Source organism: Plantactinospora sp. CA-294935 (genome assembly GCF_050936445.1).
Lineage (GTDB): Bacteria > Actinomycetota > Actinomycetes > Mycobacteriales > Micromonosporaceae > Plantactinospora.
The window spans coordinates 5,582,896-5,597,276 of sequence record NZ_JBNJMU010000001.1 but is presented as its reverse complement, the minus strand read 5'-3'; the positions used below and the strand labels follow the sequence as shown (position 1 = coordinate 5,597,276).

Here is a 14,381-nt window from a genome sequence, read left to right as displayed (position 1 = left end):
CGGTTAGGTGGCCGCGCCGGGTGCCGCGGCGCTGACGGTGTAGCAGCCGGACGCCAGCCGCAGGGCGACCCCAACGGCTGCCGGCTCGACCCCGAGAACCCCGGGCCGGCCGGCCACGGGCGCGCCGTCTTCGCGGACGCTGTCGGGGTCGACGGTCGGGATCTCCAGCAGTGCGGTGCTGCCGGGTGGCACCGTGGCGGTCACGGTGATCCGGCCCTTCCCGACGGACCAGCCGCAGGTGACCCGCCCCCGTGCGGTCTCCTGCTCGGCCCGGGCCCAGCGCAGCCGGCCGCCGGGCAGCGGCCGGAGCAGCAGTTCGCGGTACGCCACCGAAGACGCGGTCTGGTCGATGCCGGCGACCCGGCCGAAGAGCCAGTCGCCGACGCTGCCGAGGCTGTAGTGGTTGAACGAGTTCATCGCCGGCGACTGGAACCCGGCATGGTCGGTCCAGCCGTCCCAGCGCTCCCAGATCGTGGTCGCGCCGTGCCGGATCGAATACCCCCAGGACGGGTACTCGTCCTGGTGCAGCAGGGCGTAGGCGAGGTCGGCCCGGCCGTGGTCGGCCAGTACCGGGCAGAGCAGCGCCACGCCGACGAACCCGGTGCTGAGCCGGTAGTCCCGCTTCTCGATGTCAGCCACCAGGTGCCCGACCGCTGCCGGCACCAGCCGCTCCGGCAGCAGCCCAAACGCCAGCGCGAGCAGGTACCCGGTCTGCGTGCCGCCCTCGACGACCCCGTCCTCGTCCAGGTAGGAGTCGATGAACGCGGCGCGGATGCCGTCGTGCAGGGCCCGCAGCTCGGCCGCCTCGTCGTGCCGGCCCAGCACCTCCGCCGCCTGCGCGACGAGGTGCGCGCTCTGCGCGAAGTACGCGGTCGCCAGCACGTCCCGGGGGGTGGTCGCGTCGACCTGGAGCCAGTCGCCGTAGGAGTTGCCGGTGCGGTGTCGCCACCGCAGGTCCGGGTTGTGCCTACGCACGTACCGGACCCAGGCCAGCATCGCGTCGAAGCTGCGCTCCAGCACCCGGCGGTCACCGTAGGTGCGCCACAGGTGCCAGGGGATGATGACGCCGGCGTCGCCCCAGGCGGGTGCGGCCGCACGGGTGACGGAGACGACCGGGGCGACGTCCCGGAACGCACCCTCGGTGTCCTGCCCGTCGACCACGTCCCGCAGCCAGCGCGCGAAGAACGCGGACACGTCGGCGTTGCGGCTCGCGGTGGGCGCGAAGATCTGCGCGTCGGCCAGCCAGCCCAGCCGCTCGTCCCGTTGCGGGCAATCGGTCGGTACCGCCAGGAAGTTGCCCCGCTGCCCCCAGGTGATGTTCGACTGCAACTGGTTGACCATCGGGTCGGAGCACTCGAACCGGCCGGTGAACGGGATGTCGTTGTGCAGCACCCGGGCCGTCACGTCCTCCGGGTGCAGCTCGCCCGGGTGGCCGTCGACCTCCAGGTAGCGGAACCCGTGGAAGGTGAACCGCGGCTCGAACACCTCGACCGGGTCGCCGGCCATGACGTAGACGTCGGTGGCCTGGGCGCGGCGCAGGTTGTCCAGATAGAGTTCGCCGCCGTCGAGTACCTCGGCGTGGCGCAGCACCACCCGCCGCCCCGCCCCGGCGTCCCGAAGGGTGAGCCGGACCCGGCCGACGAGGTTCTGGCCGAAGTCGACGATAAACCGGTCCGGTCCGGTCCGCCGCACTTGCACGGCGGACAGCTCCTGGGTGACCCGGATCGGCTCGTCCGGCTCGGCCACCAGCGGCCCGGGTGCGGTGTCCAGCACCGCCGCCGGCACAAACCCGTCGGGTTCGCCGACGCTGTCCCAGCCGGGCACGTGCTGGCGGGCGTCGACCTGCTCGCCCATCAGCAGGTCGGCGGCCCGGATCGCACCGGGGCGCTCGGTCCAGCCTGGGCCGGTGGCGATCACCTGCCGGGAGCCGTCGGCGAAGTCGACGACCAGTTGGGCCAGGAAGGCGGGCTGGTCGCCGTAGTGGCGCGCCGGGCGGCGGGCGTCGAAGCCGACGAACCCGCACCACCAGCCGTCCGCGACGATCGCGGCGAGCACGTTGCCACCCTCGCGTACCTGGTCGGTGACGTCGTAGGTCTGGTACTGCTGCCGGTGGTGGTACTCCGTCCAGCCCGGCGCCAGTTCCAGGTCGCCGACCCGAGCGCCGTTGAGCCTCGGCTCGTAGACGCCACGGGCGGTGGCGTAGAGCCGGGCGCGTACCGGCGGCCGGGCCAGGTGGAACTCGTGGCGCAGGTACAGCGGCGGCGCCACCAGCGACGACTCGGTCTGCACGTCGTCGCCGGGCGGGTCGGCGTGCGGCTGAGCGAGTGGGTCCCGGCCCACCCACACGGCGGTCCAGTCGTCGCGGTGCAGCAGGCCCGTCTCGAACCAGGTCTGGGCCATCCCGGCCGGGGCGCCGATCTCGTCCCAGACCTCGACCCGCCAGCGGTAGCGGGTGGCGGACCGCAGGACAGGGCCATCCCAGGGCACGCCGATGCAGTCGGTGGAGTCGCGACGTCCGCTGTCCCACAGCAGGCGGTCGGGGTCGTCCAGGTCCGTCGCGCGTTCGGCGGCGGTGATCCGGTACGCGGTCTGCGCCGCTCCCCGGCGGTCGGAGGTGAGCTTCCAGGACAGGCGGGGCCGGGACTCGCCCAGGCCGAGCGGTTCGTGTCGCTGTTCGGTCGTGAGGCCGTACGGTGTCATCCCTTCAGCCCTCCGGCGAAGCCGTTGATGATGCTGCGTTGCAGCGCGAAGTAGACGGCCAGGATCGGCACGACACTGATCACGAGGGCGGCGAAGATGAGGTTCCAGTCCGCGACGTACTGGCCGACGAAGCCGGCGATCGCGACCGGTACGGTCTGCTGGTCGCTGCCGGAGAGGTACAGCAGCGGGGTGAAGAAGTCGTTCCACACCGCGATCGCGTTCAGCACCAGGGCGGTGACCGTGATCGGCTTGAGCATCGGGAAGACGACGTACCGGAAGACCTCCAGCGGCCGGCACCCGTCGATCAGCGCGGCGTCCTCGAAGTCGCGGGGCAGCGCCCGCATGAACCCGACGTAGAGGAAGGTGGTGAACGGCACCTGCAACCCGGAGTAGAACAGGACCAGCGCCCAGACGCTGCCGAGCAGACCGAGGTCGCGCATCGTCTGATACAGCGGCAGGGCGGCCAACTGGAACGGCAGCAGCAACCCCAGCATGATCAGCAGGAACATGCCTCGTGACCACTTCGCCGTCGCTCTGGCCAGTGGATACGCGGCCAACGACGACACAGCCAGCACGACGATGACGCTCACCGCCGTCACCGCCACGCTGTTCAACAACGCCCCGCCCAGCCCGCCCTGCACCCACGCCTGACTGAAGTTGTCCAACGTCGGGCTGGTGGTCGGCCGGATCGGCGACGAGGTGTCCCCCGCCGGCCGAATGGCCAGGTTCACCAGCACGTACAGCGGGAACGCGACGACCAGCGCGGCGGCGATCATCACCAGCTCCAGCAGGAACGTACGCCTTCGGTACCGGTTCACGAGGCCGCCCTCTCCCTGCGGGCCAGCAAGGCATACTGCCCGCTGGACACGACCGCCACGATGACCGTCAACATCACCGCGAGAGCGATGCTGTAGCCGAACTCGCCGAACGTGAACGCCTCCTTGTAGATCAGCGTCGAGATCGTGTCGGTGGCGTGCCCGGGTCCACCGCCGGTCAGCGCGTACACCTGGTCGAACAGCTTGATCCCGCCGATGATGGAGAGCATCAGGTTGATCGTGAACGCCGGTGCGAGCAGCGGCCGGACCACCCACCAGAACCGCCGCACCGGGCCGGTGCCGTCGATCGCGGCGGCCTCGTAGATCTCCTTCGGCACCGACTGCAACCCCGCGAGGAAGATCACCATCGAGTAGCCGGCGAACTGCCACACGATCACGCCGACGATCGACCACAGCGCCAGTTGCGGGTCGCCCAGCCAGTCCTGCCGCCACGAGTCGAGGCCGACCGCGCCGAGCAGGCTGTTCACCGCGCCGTCCGGTCCCAGCAGGTTCCGCCACAGGTACGCGGTCACGATCGGGGTGACCACGGCGGGCGCGAACAGCAGCACCCGGAGCACGTTCCGCGACTTGATCATCGTGTTGACGCCGAGCGCGAGCAGCAACCCGAACCCGTTCTGAATGACCGTGATCGCCACCGCGATCAGCAGCGTGTGCCAGACCGCCTGCCGGGCGTTCGGGTCGCCGACCATATCGGTGAAGTTGGCGAACCATACCCAGGAGAAGTCCGGGCTCAGACCGTCCCAGTCCGTGAAGGCGTAGTACACCCCCCGCACGCTCGGGATCAGCACCACGAAGGCGAACAGCAGCAACGCCGGCGCCGCGAGCCACCACGGGGGTACGCCGCCTGTGCGATGTGCCCGCTTAGGTCTGTTCGGGGTAGTTGTCATCTAACGGATCCACTTCTTTGGAACGTTTCATCCGGGTCACAACGCCGAGGGCTCGCGCAGCACGGATAACACGGAGTGTGAGTGGGCAACGTTTTCCAAGATGTTGCGCCTGACCCTAGGAGTTCACGAGTTGGACGTCAAGAGGGGTGCCTGTCGGCCTTGGGATGAACCGATTAAACTGCCGAGGCAACGTTCCCCACCTCTGGCTGCCCGGGAGGACCCGGATGGATACCCCCGTAGCGCCGCCCCGGCGGATCACCATCATCGACGTCGCTCGACACGCCGAAGTCTCCACGACGGCGGTCTCGAAGGTACTGCGCAACGCCTACGGCGTCAGCCCGACGATGCAGGCAAAGGTCCGCCAGGCCATCGCCGAACTCGGCTACCGGCCCAACGCCGCCGCGCGGGGCATGCGCGGCCAGACCTACACCATCGGCGTGATGCTGCCCAACATCACCAACCCGTTCTTCTCCCAGATCCTCGACGGTCTCACCGACCACCTCGCCCACACCGACTACCAGGTCCTCCTCGGACCGGGCTGCAACGGCCGAGACGCCGAGGCCAAGGTCATCCACGCCATGATCGATCGCAGCATGGACGGCCTGATCCTCATCGCGCCGATCTCGACGCGCGCCCACCTCGACCGCGTCGCAGCGACCGTGCCCACCGTCGTCGTCGGCCGGCACAGTCGCTCACGTGTGTATGACAGTGTCGCCGACGACGACTTCGCCGGCGCCGCGCTGATCGTCGACCACCTCGCCGACCTCGGCCACACCCGGATCGCCCACATCGAGCACCACGAGACCCATCCGGACTGCCTCGCCGAGATGCCCAACGCCATCCGCGCCGCCGGCTACCAGCAGGCGATGCGCGCCCGGGGCCTGGCCGACGAAATCGACATCGCCTCCACCAGCTACACGCAGGAAGGCGGCTACCTCGGCACCCAGCAACTGCTCGCCCGGCCGGTACGACCGACCGCCATCTTCGCCGGCGCCGACATCGTCGCCATGGGCGCCCTCGACGCCATCGCCGAGGCCGGCCTTCGGGTACCCCAGGACGTCTCCGTCGCCGGCTACGACAACACCACCTTCGCCGCCTTCCGACCCATCTCCCTGACCAGCGTCGACCAGGCCGGCCACCAGATCGGCGCCAACGCCGCCCGCCTCTTACTCGACCGCATCACCGATCGAAACCGGCCCGCAGCCCAGATCAAGCTCTCCCCCACCCTCGTCATCCGACGCACCACCGCACCACCACCATGAGCGAGTCGGTCCGGGAGCTTGGCGAAGATGCTGACCTTCGGTCGGACCAGGAACTGCCGCTAAGGAACAGGCGATGGCCGGGTGCTGAGCTTCGCGTGGATTCGCCCACGGTGGCCTGTGGCCGGTCCAGGACCAAGGGGCGAGTGCTGGTCGACTTGTTGGCGGTGATGATCGCCGACGGTGGCGGGGCGATCTGCGACAGCGACGTGCTGCGCCACCAGAGCGAGGTGTTCGGCCCGGCGGCCTCGGACCCACGGTGGCAGGCCCTGGACGACATCAGCACCGCGCGACCGCGGCGGATCACCCCGGGCCAGGGCGAACGTCCGCGCGCGGATTTAGAAGCTGTTCGGAGGTCCACCAGCGGCTCGGGCCGCTGGTCCCGACATCCACCCCGGAATGACCTTCCTCGATGTGGGCCCCACGATCATGGTGGCACATAGTGAGCAGGAAGTGCCACGCCGTCCGACAAAGTGCGGTTCGGCTTCCGCCCGATCCTGATGATCTCCGACAACACCGGGGAGTGCTGGCCGTGAAGCTGAGGGTGGGTAACGCCGGAGCCCACACGCCGCCGATCACCGCGATCTGCGCCGAAGGGATCAGGCAGGTCCCTTGCTTCGTACCGCCGACGTCTGCTCATCGGCGGCCACCCCACGCCATCCTGGACTGGCCAACGGATTGAACACCGCCGTCGTTGGATCAGTATTCGATCGCCTGGCCGATGGCGAGGATGCAACGTGCCGCTATCCGGGAGCCGGAGGTGGCGTGGGGTGCCTGTCCTGGGCGTGACAGACGCGCCGCTGGATGGACTTACTCTCGGGGACTGCGGGGTGTGTTGCCTTGGCCGGCCAGCGTCCGCCGACCTGGCCGGCCGAGAGCGGTGTCAGAGGGACGGGCTCTGGGTCAGCAGGTGGGCCTTGTAGCCGTCGCCGAGGCCAGGCTCCGGTGTGCCGGTCCAGTCCTTGATGAGCACGGCGCCGCCGGTGCACCCCCACGGGTTCCAGGTCCAGGCAAGGTATCCCAGGTCGTGCGTGTCGGCCCAGGTCACAAGACGCTGCATGTAGTCGAAGCCGCAGGTGTCCTGGCCGAACTCGCTGAGTACGACCGGCACCTGCTCCGCGAGTGGGGCGATCTGGCTGTCCCAGCAGGACTCGTTCGCGCAGGCGTTGAAGCTGTACGCGTGCCACGAGGCGGCGATGTTGGTCAGCGGGTCGTTCGGCTTGTACGCCAGCCATTCGCGCATGTCATTCGTCCACTCGAGGCCGCTGACCATGAGTACGTTGGTCGCGCCGGTCGCCCGGACCGCGTCGACCAGATCCTGCATCCCCGCCACCTCGTACGGGATGCCGGTGCAGGTGCCGCCGTCGCGCAGGCACTGCCAGCCCAACGTCTTGTTCCAGTCGCTGCCTATCTCCGGGTACGGCTCGTTGAAAAGGTCGAAGACAACGGCGTCGTTGCCCTTGAACGCGTTGGCGACGCTTGTCCAGAACTGCGGGGCGTACCGCGCGTCGGGCACCGGCTTTTGACAGGTCGCGTGCTCGTCCGTGCAGTGCCAGTCCGGGCCGTTGGTGTAGGCGCCCCAGGTCCAGTGCAGGTCGAGGATCACGTTGATGCCGTTGGCGACCAGCAGGTTCACATAGTCCTTGACGCCCTGCTGGTAGGTGGCGCCGCTGGGCGTGCCGTTGACGCCCAGCCAGCATTCCTCGTTCAACGGGATCCGGACCGCGTGGATGTTCCACGTCTTCATCGCGTCGACGGACGCCTGGTCGACCGGTCCGGAGTCCCACAGGCCCTTGCCCTGCACGCAGGCAAACTCGCCGCTGGAGCGGCTCACGCCCAACAGCCGGTACGCCCTACCGTCCGCGGTGACGATCTTGTTGCCGGACACCCGCAGTTTCGGCGCCGGACCGCTCGGCGGTGTTGTCGTGGCGCTTGGGCTGGGGCTGGTCGGGCTCGCGGTCGGCGTGGTGACCGAACCGGTACATGTGGTGCCGTTGAGCGCGAACGATGCCGGTACCGTGTTGGCGCCGGTCCAGGTGCCGACAAACCCGATCGAGGTCGAGGCGCTGGTGCCCAGTGATCCGTTCCAGCCCAGGCTGACGGCAGACACCCGGGTGCCGGACTGCGTCCAGGCAGCACTCCAGCCCTGGGTGACCCGCTGGCCCACGTTGGCGAAGTCGAACGTCAACGTCCAGCTCGGCACCCCGTCGCCAAGGTTCGTGACCGCCACGTTGGCGGTGAACCCACCCGCCCACTGGCTTTGCACCGTGTATGTGACCGAACAGCCAGAGGCGGCCGCCGATACGGGAGAGGTAGCCGCTGCCGTGCCACTGAATACCAGTACCCCTGTGGCGCTGGCGGCCAGCAGTGCATGCCGATGTTTCATCTGATCTCCTCGTTGTCGTGAGGGATCGATGGGAGCGCTGCCGACATCCTTTATTAAGTTAGTTACGAAAGTCAATACGTCGCATAGTCGAGCCTTGGGGCCACGATGGACACGGCGACGGCAAGCGTCCATAGGCGGTAAGTAAAGTGGCCTGGCAAAGGGGGACGGAGGAGGGCACGGTGGCGACCAGCCCGATCTGGGCGAGCCGGTCGAAGACGCGCGGCCTGGTTCTTGACGTGATCAGGGCGGCGCGCACTATCAGCCGGGTGGAGCTCGCGGCGGCGACGGGTCTCACCGGCGCGACGATCTCCGAGGTCGTGCGCGAGCTGATGGACGACGACCTAATCATCGAGGCCGGCCGGGGTGCGCCGACGGGCGGCAAGCCACGCAGGCTGGTCCAGCTCAACTCGGTGGCCCGTTACAGCGTCGGGGTCCAGCTCGAGCGCAACACATGCGTCATCGTCGTGGTCGACCTGGCGGGCCGGCAGGTGGCCCGGACCTCGTTTCAGGGCGTGGCGTCGATGCCGCCGCAGCGGGCACTTCCGCTGGTGTCGTCACAGGTGGACGCGCTGCTCGCCACTGCGACCGTAGATCGCGACAAGGTGCTGGGGGTCGGCCTGGTCACCTACGGTCCACAGGACCGGCGCGCGGGCGTGCTGTTGACGCCACAGCCCACCGACGAGTGGCTCGACTATCCGGTCACACGTCGGCTCGCGGACAGTCTTGGACTGCCCGTCCTGCTCGACAACGACGCCGCGGCGGCCGCGATCGGCGAGTACTGGATGGGTGCGGTGGACCCGCGCAGTACCTATGGCTGCATTTACATGGCCACCGGGATCGGCGGTGGAGTCGTGGTCTCCGGTGAGGTGTATCGGGGCGGTTCCTCCAACGGCGTGGAGATCGGCCACATCTCGATCGACGTCAATGGCGATGAGTGCCCGTGCGGCAATGTCGGCTGCCTGGAAAACTACGCCGGTCCGTCGGCTCTGGTCCGGCGGGCGGCGGCGACACCCGGGCTCGCCCAGCGGCTGGCGCTCGACCCCGATGCGGCCGACTTCCTCACCGAGTTCACGCGGATCGCGGCCGCCGCGAACGCCGGCGATCCCACCGCCCGTGAACTTGTCGAGCGGTCGGCCCGTTATCTGGGCTGCGCCGCGGTTACCATGGCGAGCCTATTCGATGTGGACGTGATCGTGCTGGCCGGGCCGAGCTTCGCGGTGGCGGGCTCGATCTACCAGGCGGTCATCCAGCAGGAGGTGGACCGCCGAACGTTTGCCCGGCGGGCCCATCCGGTGCGGGTGGTTCCGTCGGTCAACGGGTCGGACGCGGCGGCGATCGGTGGGGCGGTCCTTGTCCTGCAGAGCGAACTGACCCTCGGCCATGCCCGCCCGGAGGACGAGGCACGGCCGGTGCCCTCCGGCCCGCCGCGCTGGACTATCTGACCCAGACCAGCTCGGTCCGCACCCGGGTCGACACCAGCCGGCTCGCCGTGGCCGGACACTCGATGGGCGGTGGCGGTGCTTTCGAAGCAGCCCTACGGCGGCCCTCCCTCAAGGCCGCGATCTCGAACGCGCCGTACTTCCCGGGCAGCGCCGCCAACCTGCGCGTGCCGACGCTGATCACCGCCATGCAGAACGACAGCCTGGTCGGCTCGAACCGCACCGCCTACAACACCATTCCAGCCGGCGTCGAGAAGGCCTACGTCGAACTCGCCGGCGCCGGCCACAACCAGATCGGGCAGCCGACCACCGCCCTCGCCCGCACCTGGATTCCCTGGCTGAAGACCTCCGTGGACAACGACGCCCGCTACCACCAGTTCCTCTGCCCGACAACGGACATGTCGGGGCTGTCGCAGTACCTCAACAGCTGCCCACTCATCCCTGGCACGCCACCGACGACAAGCCCGACGGCGCAGCCCACCGGACCGACACCTCCGCCGACCTCCTCCCCGCCGGTTTCCGGCGCCTGCGCGGCCCACCTACCGCACCGTCAACACATGGTCCGGCGGCTACCAGGGTGAGATGACGGCCCAAGCCAGCTCCGCCGCGATCAACGGCTGGACCGTCCGCTGGACCCTTGCGGGCGGCCAGCCGATCAGCCAGGTCTGGGGCGGCACGCTGACCACAAGCGGCACCAGGGCGACCGTGCGCAACGCCGCTCCCGTCGATCGGCTGGCTCACAGCAGCCGCCTCGAAGCTGATCCCGCCGACAGCATCGACCAGTAGCCTGAACGGTGACGTCGAACTACTTGGCGTCGTCGGCGAAAGTCAGTTCGAAGGCCAGCGCCGCGTACTCCTCGAACCAGTCGATGACGTCCCGGTTGGGCCACCCACCGCGGTCCTGCAGGGCCTGGGGAAGGTCCCAGTGGTAGAGGGTGATGTTCGGCTTTGTCCCGGCGGCCAGCAGCTCGTCGATGATCCGGTCGTAGAAGTCCACACCGGCCTGGTTGACGCGTCCGGTGCCCTCAGGCAGCAACCGTGGCCAGCTCACCGAGAAACGGTAGCTGTCCAGGCCAATGGCCTGCATGTGGCGGATGTCCTCGGTGAACCGGTGGTAGTGGTCCACGCCATCGCGGCCGGACACGCTACCTTCCGTCTTACCCGGCAGGGCGGTGAACGTGTCCCAGATCGACGGACCTTTGCCATCGACATTCCAGGCTCCCTCGAGCGGCGCTGGTCGTCAGCGTTCGAGGTCCTTTGACGGTGCGGCGGGCCACGATTGATGCAGGAGCACTCGACGCACCGGCCCGCCGCGTGGTTACCGACACCGGTCGTGGCGACCTGTGATGCACCGAGTACGTCTGGGTCTTGCTGCCGTCCTCGGACGTGACGGTGATCGTGGCCGTTCCCGGCAGTGCGGCGGGCTGTTGGATCATACTGGTGGCACACGCCTACCTCGCCATCACCGGGGCCAAGCAAAAGGGGACACCGAACCCGATCATGGAAAGCTCATCCCCCTCACCCTCGGCGAGGTCCGCCGTCTCCTGGCACACCTGACCACCACCACCCGACCCTTCGAACACCCCCGATGGCCACGATGGCGACGGCGGCACCAATACCGCGCCAAAAAAGCCCGCTACCAGCGAAGACACCGCACCAACCAGCTACGGCTGGATTACTAGGCGGATTCGGGAAGGGAAGCCGGCTAACCCTTCAGGCCGGTGTGCGCCAGCCCCTCCACGAACTGCTTCTGCGCGATCACGAAGACCAGCAGCACCGGAATCGCGGTCATCGACGCCGCCGCGAGCTGGACGTTCCACATCGGGCCGCCGTACGCGTCGACGAACTGGGTCAGCGCCTGCGGCAGGGTGAACTTCTCCGGCGAGGAGAGGTAGACGATCGGTTCGAGATAGAGATTCCAGCTGTGCAGGAAGGTGAAGATCGCCACCGCCCCCAGCGCCGGCCGGGCCAGCGGCAGCGCGATCCGGTAGAAGGTGGCGAACCGGCCCAGCCCGTCGACCCGGGCCGCCTCCTCCAGCTCACCCGGCAACGCGAGGAAGAACTGCCGCATGATGAAGGTCGCCAGCACGCTGGGCGCGCCGAGGATCGGCACCAGGATCAGCGGCCAGTGCGTGTCGACCAGCCCCAGCTTGAAGAACATCTGGAACAGCGGGACGATCGTCACCTCGCTCGGGATGAGCAGGCCGGCGAGGACCACCAGAAAGAGCAGGTTCTGGCCGCGGAACCTGATCCGGGCGAAGGCGTACCCGGACAGCGCCGACACCGCCAGCGTGCCGAGGGTGACCACCAGGGCGATGTACATGCTGTTCAGGTACTGCCGCCCGAACGGTTGGAGCTCGAAGACCCGCTGGTAGGCGTCGAAGCTCACGCTGGTCGGGATCAGCTTCGGCGGGAAGGCGAAGATGTCGGCCACCGGCTTCAGCGACGAGGTGACCATCCACCAGGTCGGGAAGACGAACGGCACACAGAGCACCAGCAGTACGCCGTACAACCACAGCCGGGCCCGCCGGGACAACTTACGACTCATGGAACACCCACCTCTTGCGCATCTGCCACTGGAGCACGGTCAGCGCGAGCACGACGACGAAGAGCAGAATCGACAGGGTGGCGCCGTACCCGAAGTGATGGAACTGGAATGCCTGCTGGTAGAGGTAGTAGACGAGCACCGTGGTGGAGGTGCCCGGCCCACCCTGGGTCAGCACGGCGATCTGCGCGAAGACCTGCAACGAGCCGACCACGGTGATGATCGACGTAAGCAGGATCGTCGGGCTGATCAGCGGTACGGTGATCCGCCAGAACTGGCGGGGCCGGCTCGCGCCGTCGACCTCGGCGGCCTCGTACAGCTCGGCCGGCACCCCCTGGAGCGCGGCCAGGAAGAGCACCATGTTGAGGCCGACGTTCTTGAAGACCTGGACGACGATGACCGACGCCATCGCGGTCCCCTCGCCACGCAGCCAGTTCGGCCCCGAGATCCCGACCATGTCGAGCAGCCCGTTGATCCCCCCGTTGTCCTGGAGCAGGAAGCCCCAGACGATGGTCCAGGCAACCAGCGACACCACCACCGGGGAGAAGAACAGGGTGCGGAATACGACCGTCCCGCGCAGCCGCTGGTTCAGGAGTACGGCGAGCAGCAGGGCCAGGCTGAGGTTGAGCACCACCAGCCCGACCGAGAACAGCCCGGTGGCCCGCAGTACGGACGGCAACGTGCTGTCGTCCGCCAGCGCCTGGTAGTTCTCCGCGCCGACGTACTCGAAGGTGCCGGCCAGCACGTTCCACTCGTGCAGGCTGTACCACACCACCAGGACCAGCGGCAGGATCACGAAGATCGCACTGCCGAGCAGCTGCGGGGTGACGAAGAGGTAGCCGGCCAACTGGTCGCGACGCCGGCTGGTCCAGTACGGCCGCCGCCCGGCCCCCTCGGGCCGGGGCCGGCCAGCCGTGCCGCCGGATCTGGAGCTGCCGGCCCGGCCGGAGGCACGCCCGCCGGGCCGTTCGCCGGCGGCGGGTCGGGGTGCCAACCGGCCCGCCGCTTCGTCCGTCTGGGACATCGTCCGGCTTCCCTACTTCGCCAGCAGCGGCTGGATCTTGGCGCAGACGCCGTCGAGCACCGCTTTGACGTCCGCGTTCGGCGTCCAGAGCGGGTCGAGCGCGGCCCGCACCTGCTGGCTCAGCTCGGCCTGCCCGGTGTGGTTGGGCTTAACCACCCCGTGGGTGATGCCGTCGACGACCACCTTCTGCAACTGCTCCGGCTTGAGCTTCGGGTTGGTCCTGGCCAGCGTCTCCGCCGTCAACTGCGACTGGCGCGGCGGCGGGAAGAACTGCGCGAGCTTCGCCGAGTTGTCGGGGTTGGTCAGGTACGCCAGGAAGTCCAGCGCGGCGTCCGTGTGCCTGCCCTGCTTGAGCACCCCGATACCGCCCTGCCCGATCACCGCGTACGCGCCCTTCGGCCCGGCGGGCAGCGGCACCAGATCCCAGCCGAAGCCGTCATCCTTGAGCAGCGAGGCCCGGGAGATCTGGGTGACGGTCATGGCCGCGTCGCCGGCGAAGAAGTCAGCCGTGGTGCCGGGGCCGGGCAGCGCCTTGTCGACGAAGATCGCCTTGTGCAGGTTGGTCATCGCGTCGACCATCTCCGGGGAGGCGAAGCCGCAGCTCTTGCCGTCCTCGCTCCACGCCGCCGCACCCCAGCCGGTCCAGAACGTCGACAGGTTGTCCCAACCCTTGTAGTCGAAGTCCCGGATCACCAGGCCGGCCTTGCCGGTCTCCCCCTGCACCGCGGCGGCGGCGCCGAGCGCCGTCTGCCAGTTCCACTGCCCGGCCGCGATCAGCTCGGCCGGAGTCTTCTGTCCGGCCGCCTTCAGCAGGTCCGTGTTGACGAAGACGCCGAACGGCGAGGTGGAGAACGGGTAGCCGTACAGCTTGCCGTCGTCCTGCCAGAGCTTCAGCGGCCCGGGCGCCAGGTCGTCGTACCGGTAGCCCTCGGTGGACCGCAGCTTCTCGTCCAGCGGCAGCAGCGCGCCGGAGGAGACGAAGTCCGGGGCCGAGCTCTCGAACACCCAGGCCAGGTCGGGGGCGTTGCCCCCGGCGATCTGGGTGGTCAGGCTGGTGGTGTAGGTGTCGAACGGCAGCGGGTCGAAGGTGATCCCGGTGACGTTCGGGTGACTCTTCTCGTATTCGTCGGCGATCTGGTTGAACAGCGCCAGGTGCTGCTCGTTCGCCGTCCAGACCGTCATCCGCAGGCTGGCCGGACCGCTGTCGCCGGCGTCGTCCCCGCCGCCGCAGGCGGCAAGGGCGGCCATCCCTGCGAGCGCCGCAGCGGTGACCCGCAGCCCTCTCCCTATTCTCACTTCTCTCTC

The 14,381-nt window shown here is 68.8% G+C and carries 11 protein-coding genes and 2 pseudogenes; 4 read left to right on the top strand and 9 right to left on the bottom strand.

What is annotated here, in order from left to right; translation table 11 throughout:
- Positions 1–3: 3 nt before the first annotated feature.
- The 3 genes from ACQEVC_RS25140 to ACQEVC_RS25130 are packed head-to-tail and all read right to left on the bottom strand — an operon-like array spanning position 4 to position 4,423.
- Positions 4–2,700 carry a family 78 glycoside hydrolase catalytic domain gene (locus ACQEVC_RS25140; RefSeq protein WP_432881824.1) on the bottom strand — a complete coding sequence of 899 codons (2,697 nt, stop codon included), beginning with the start codon at positions 2,698–2,700 and terminating at the stop codon, positions 4–6.
- Positions 2,697–3,518 (bottom strand): carbohydrate ABC transporter permease, encoded by an 822-nt coding sequence (locus ACQEVC_RS25135; RefSeq protein ID WP_432881821.1) that lies wholly within the window; start codon positions 3,516–3,518, stop codon positions 2,697–2,699. Before ACQEVC_RS25135 ends, ACQEVC_RS25140 begins: the two co-directional genes overlap by 4 nt.
- Complete coding sequence (locus ACQEVC_RS25130) at positions 3,515–4,423, bottom strand: carbohydrate ABC transporter permease (RefSeq protein ID WP_432881818.1); 909 nt, start codon at positions 4,421–4,423, stop codon at positions 3,515–3,517. Before ACQEVC_RS25130 ends, ACQEVC_RS25135 begins: the two co-directional genes overlap by 4 nt.
- A 224-nt stretch (positions 4,424–4,647) precedes the next feature.
- Between ACQEVC_RS25130 and ACQEVC_RS25125 the strand changes: the two genes are divergently transcribed.
- Entirely contained in the window at positions 4,648–5,685 is a 1,038-nt protein-coding gene (locus ACQEVC_RS25125; RefSeq protein WP_432881815.1) for a LacI family DNA-binding transcriptional regulator, read from the top strand.
- Between the two features lie 880 nt (positions 5,686–6,565).
- Here ACQEVC_RS25125 and ACQEVC_RS25120 read toward each other — a convergent pair.
- The gene (locus tag ACQEVC_RS25120) at positions 6,566–7,570 is read right to left on the bottom strand and encodes a glycoside hydrolase family 5 protein (protein ID WP_432891690.1); all 1,005 of its coding nucleotides are present in this window, start codon (positions 7,568–7,570) and stop codon (positions 6,566–6,568) included.
- A 153-nt stretch (positions 7,571–7,723) separates the two neighbouring features.
- A pseudogene (locus ACQEVC_RS25115) lies at positions 7,724–8,068 on the bottom strand (cellulose binding domain-containing protein); the annotation flags it as partial.
- Positions 8,069–8,247: 179 nt separating this feature from the next.
- Here ACQEVC_RS25115 and ACQEVC_RS25110 point away from each other — a divergent pair.
- From ACQEVC_RS25110 to ACQEVC_RS25100, 3 genes are read left to right on the top strand one after another with little or no spacing between them, the layout of a single operon-like run.
- On the top strand, positions 8,248–9,510 hold the full coding sequence (locus ACQEVC_RS25110) for an ROK family protein (RefSeq protein WP_432881813.1): 1,263 nt from the start codon (positions 8,248–8,250) through the stop codon (positions 9,508–9,510).
- A 47-nt stretch (positions 9,511–9,557) separates the two neighbouring features.
- Complete coding sequence (locus ACQEVC_RS25105) at positions 9,558–10,088, top strand: hypothetical protein (protein WP_432881810.1); 531 nt, start codon at positions 9,558–9,560, stop codon at positions 10,086–10,088.
- 1 nt (position 10,089) lies between these two features.
- Entirely contained in the window at positions 10,090–10,293 is a 204-nt protein-coding gene (locus tag ACQEVC_RS25100; RefSeq protein WP_432881807.1) for a cellulose binding domain-containing protein, read from the top strand.
- A gap of 19 nt (positions 10,294–10,312) precedes the next feature.
- Here the strand turns inward: ACQEVC_RS25100 and ACQEVC_RS25095 are convergent.
- The 4 genes and pseudogenes from ACQEVC_RS25095 to ACQEVC_RS25080 form a co-directional block, all read right to left on the bottom strand.
- Positions 10,313–10,723: pseudogene (locus tag ACQEVC_RS25095) on the bottom strand (family 1 glycosylhydrolase); the annotation flags it as partial.
- 489 nt (positions 10,724–11,212) lie between these two features.
- Complete coding sequence (locus tag ACQEVC_RS25090) at positions 11,213–12,055, bottom strand: carbohydrate ABC transporter permease (RefSeq protein WP_432881805.1); 843 nt, start codon at positions 12,053–12,055, stop codon at positions 11,213–11,215.
- Positions 12,045–13,076: a carbohydrate ABC transporter permease gene (locus ACQEVC_RS25085; protein WP_432881803.1), complete on the bottom strand. Its 1,032-nt coding sequence runs from the start codon at positions 13,074–13,076 to the stop codon at positions 12,045–12,047. The genes ACQEVC_RS25090 and ACQEVC_RS25085 overlap by 11 nt, the downstream gene beginning before the upstream one ends.
- 12 nt (positions 13,077–13,088) lie before the next feature.
- Entirely contained in the window at positions 13,089–14,372 is a 1,284-nt protein-coding gene (locus ACQEVC_RS25080; RefSeq protein ID WP_432881800.1) for an ABC transporter substrate-binding protein, read from the bottom strand.
- Between the last annotated feature and the right edge of the window lie 9 nt (positions 14,373–14,381).

Excerpts from the sequence above, each read along its gene's own strand:
- ACQEVC_RS25140 (WP_432881824.1), bottom strand. The coding sequence starts at position 2,700 with ATGACACCGTACGGCCTCACGACCGAACAGCGACACGAACCGCTCGGC.
- ACQEVC_RS25130 (WP_432881818.1), bottom strand. The coding sequence starts at position 4,423 with ATGACAACTACCCCGAACAGACCTAAGCGGGCACATCGCACAGGCGGC.
- ACQEVC_RS25125 (WP_432881815.1), top strand. The coding sequence starts at position 4,648 with ATGGATACCCCCGTAGCGCCGCCCCGGCGGATCACCATCATCGACGTC.
- ACQEVC_RS25100 (WP_432881807.1), top strand. The coding sequence starts at position 10,090 with ATGACGGCCCAAGCCAGCTCCGCCGCGATCAACGGCTGGACCGTCCGC.
- ACQEVC_RS25090 (WP_432881805.1), bottom strand. The coding sequence starts at position 12,055 with ATGAGTCGTAAGTTGTCCCGGCGGGCCCGGCTGTGGTTGTACGGCGTA.
- ACQEVC_RS25085 (WP_432881803.1), bottom strand. The coding sequence starts at position 13,076 with ATGTCCCAGACGGACGAAGCGGCGGGCCGGTTGGCACCCCGACCCGCC.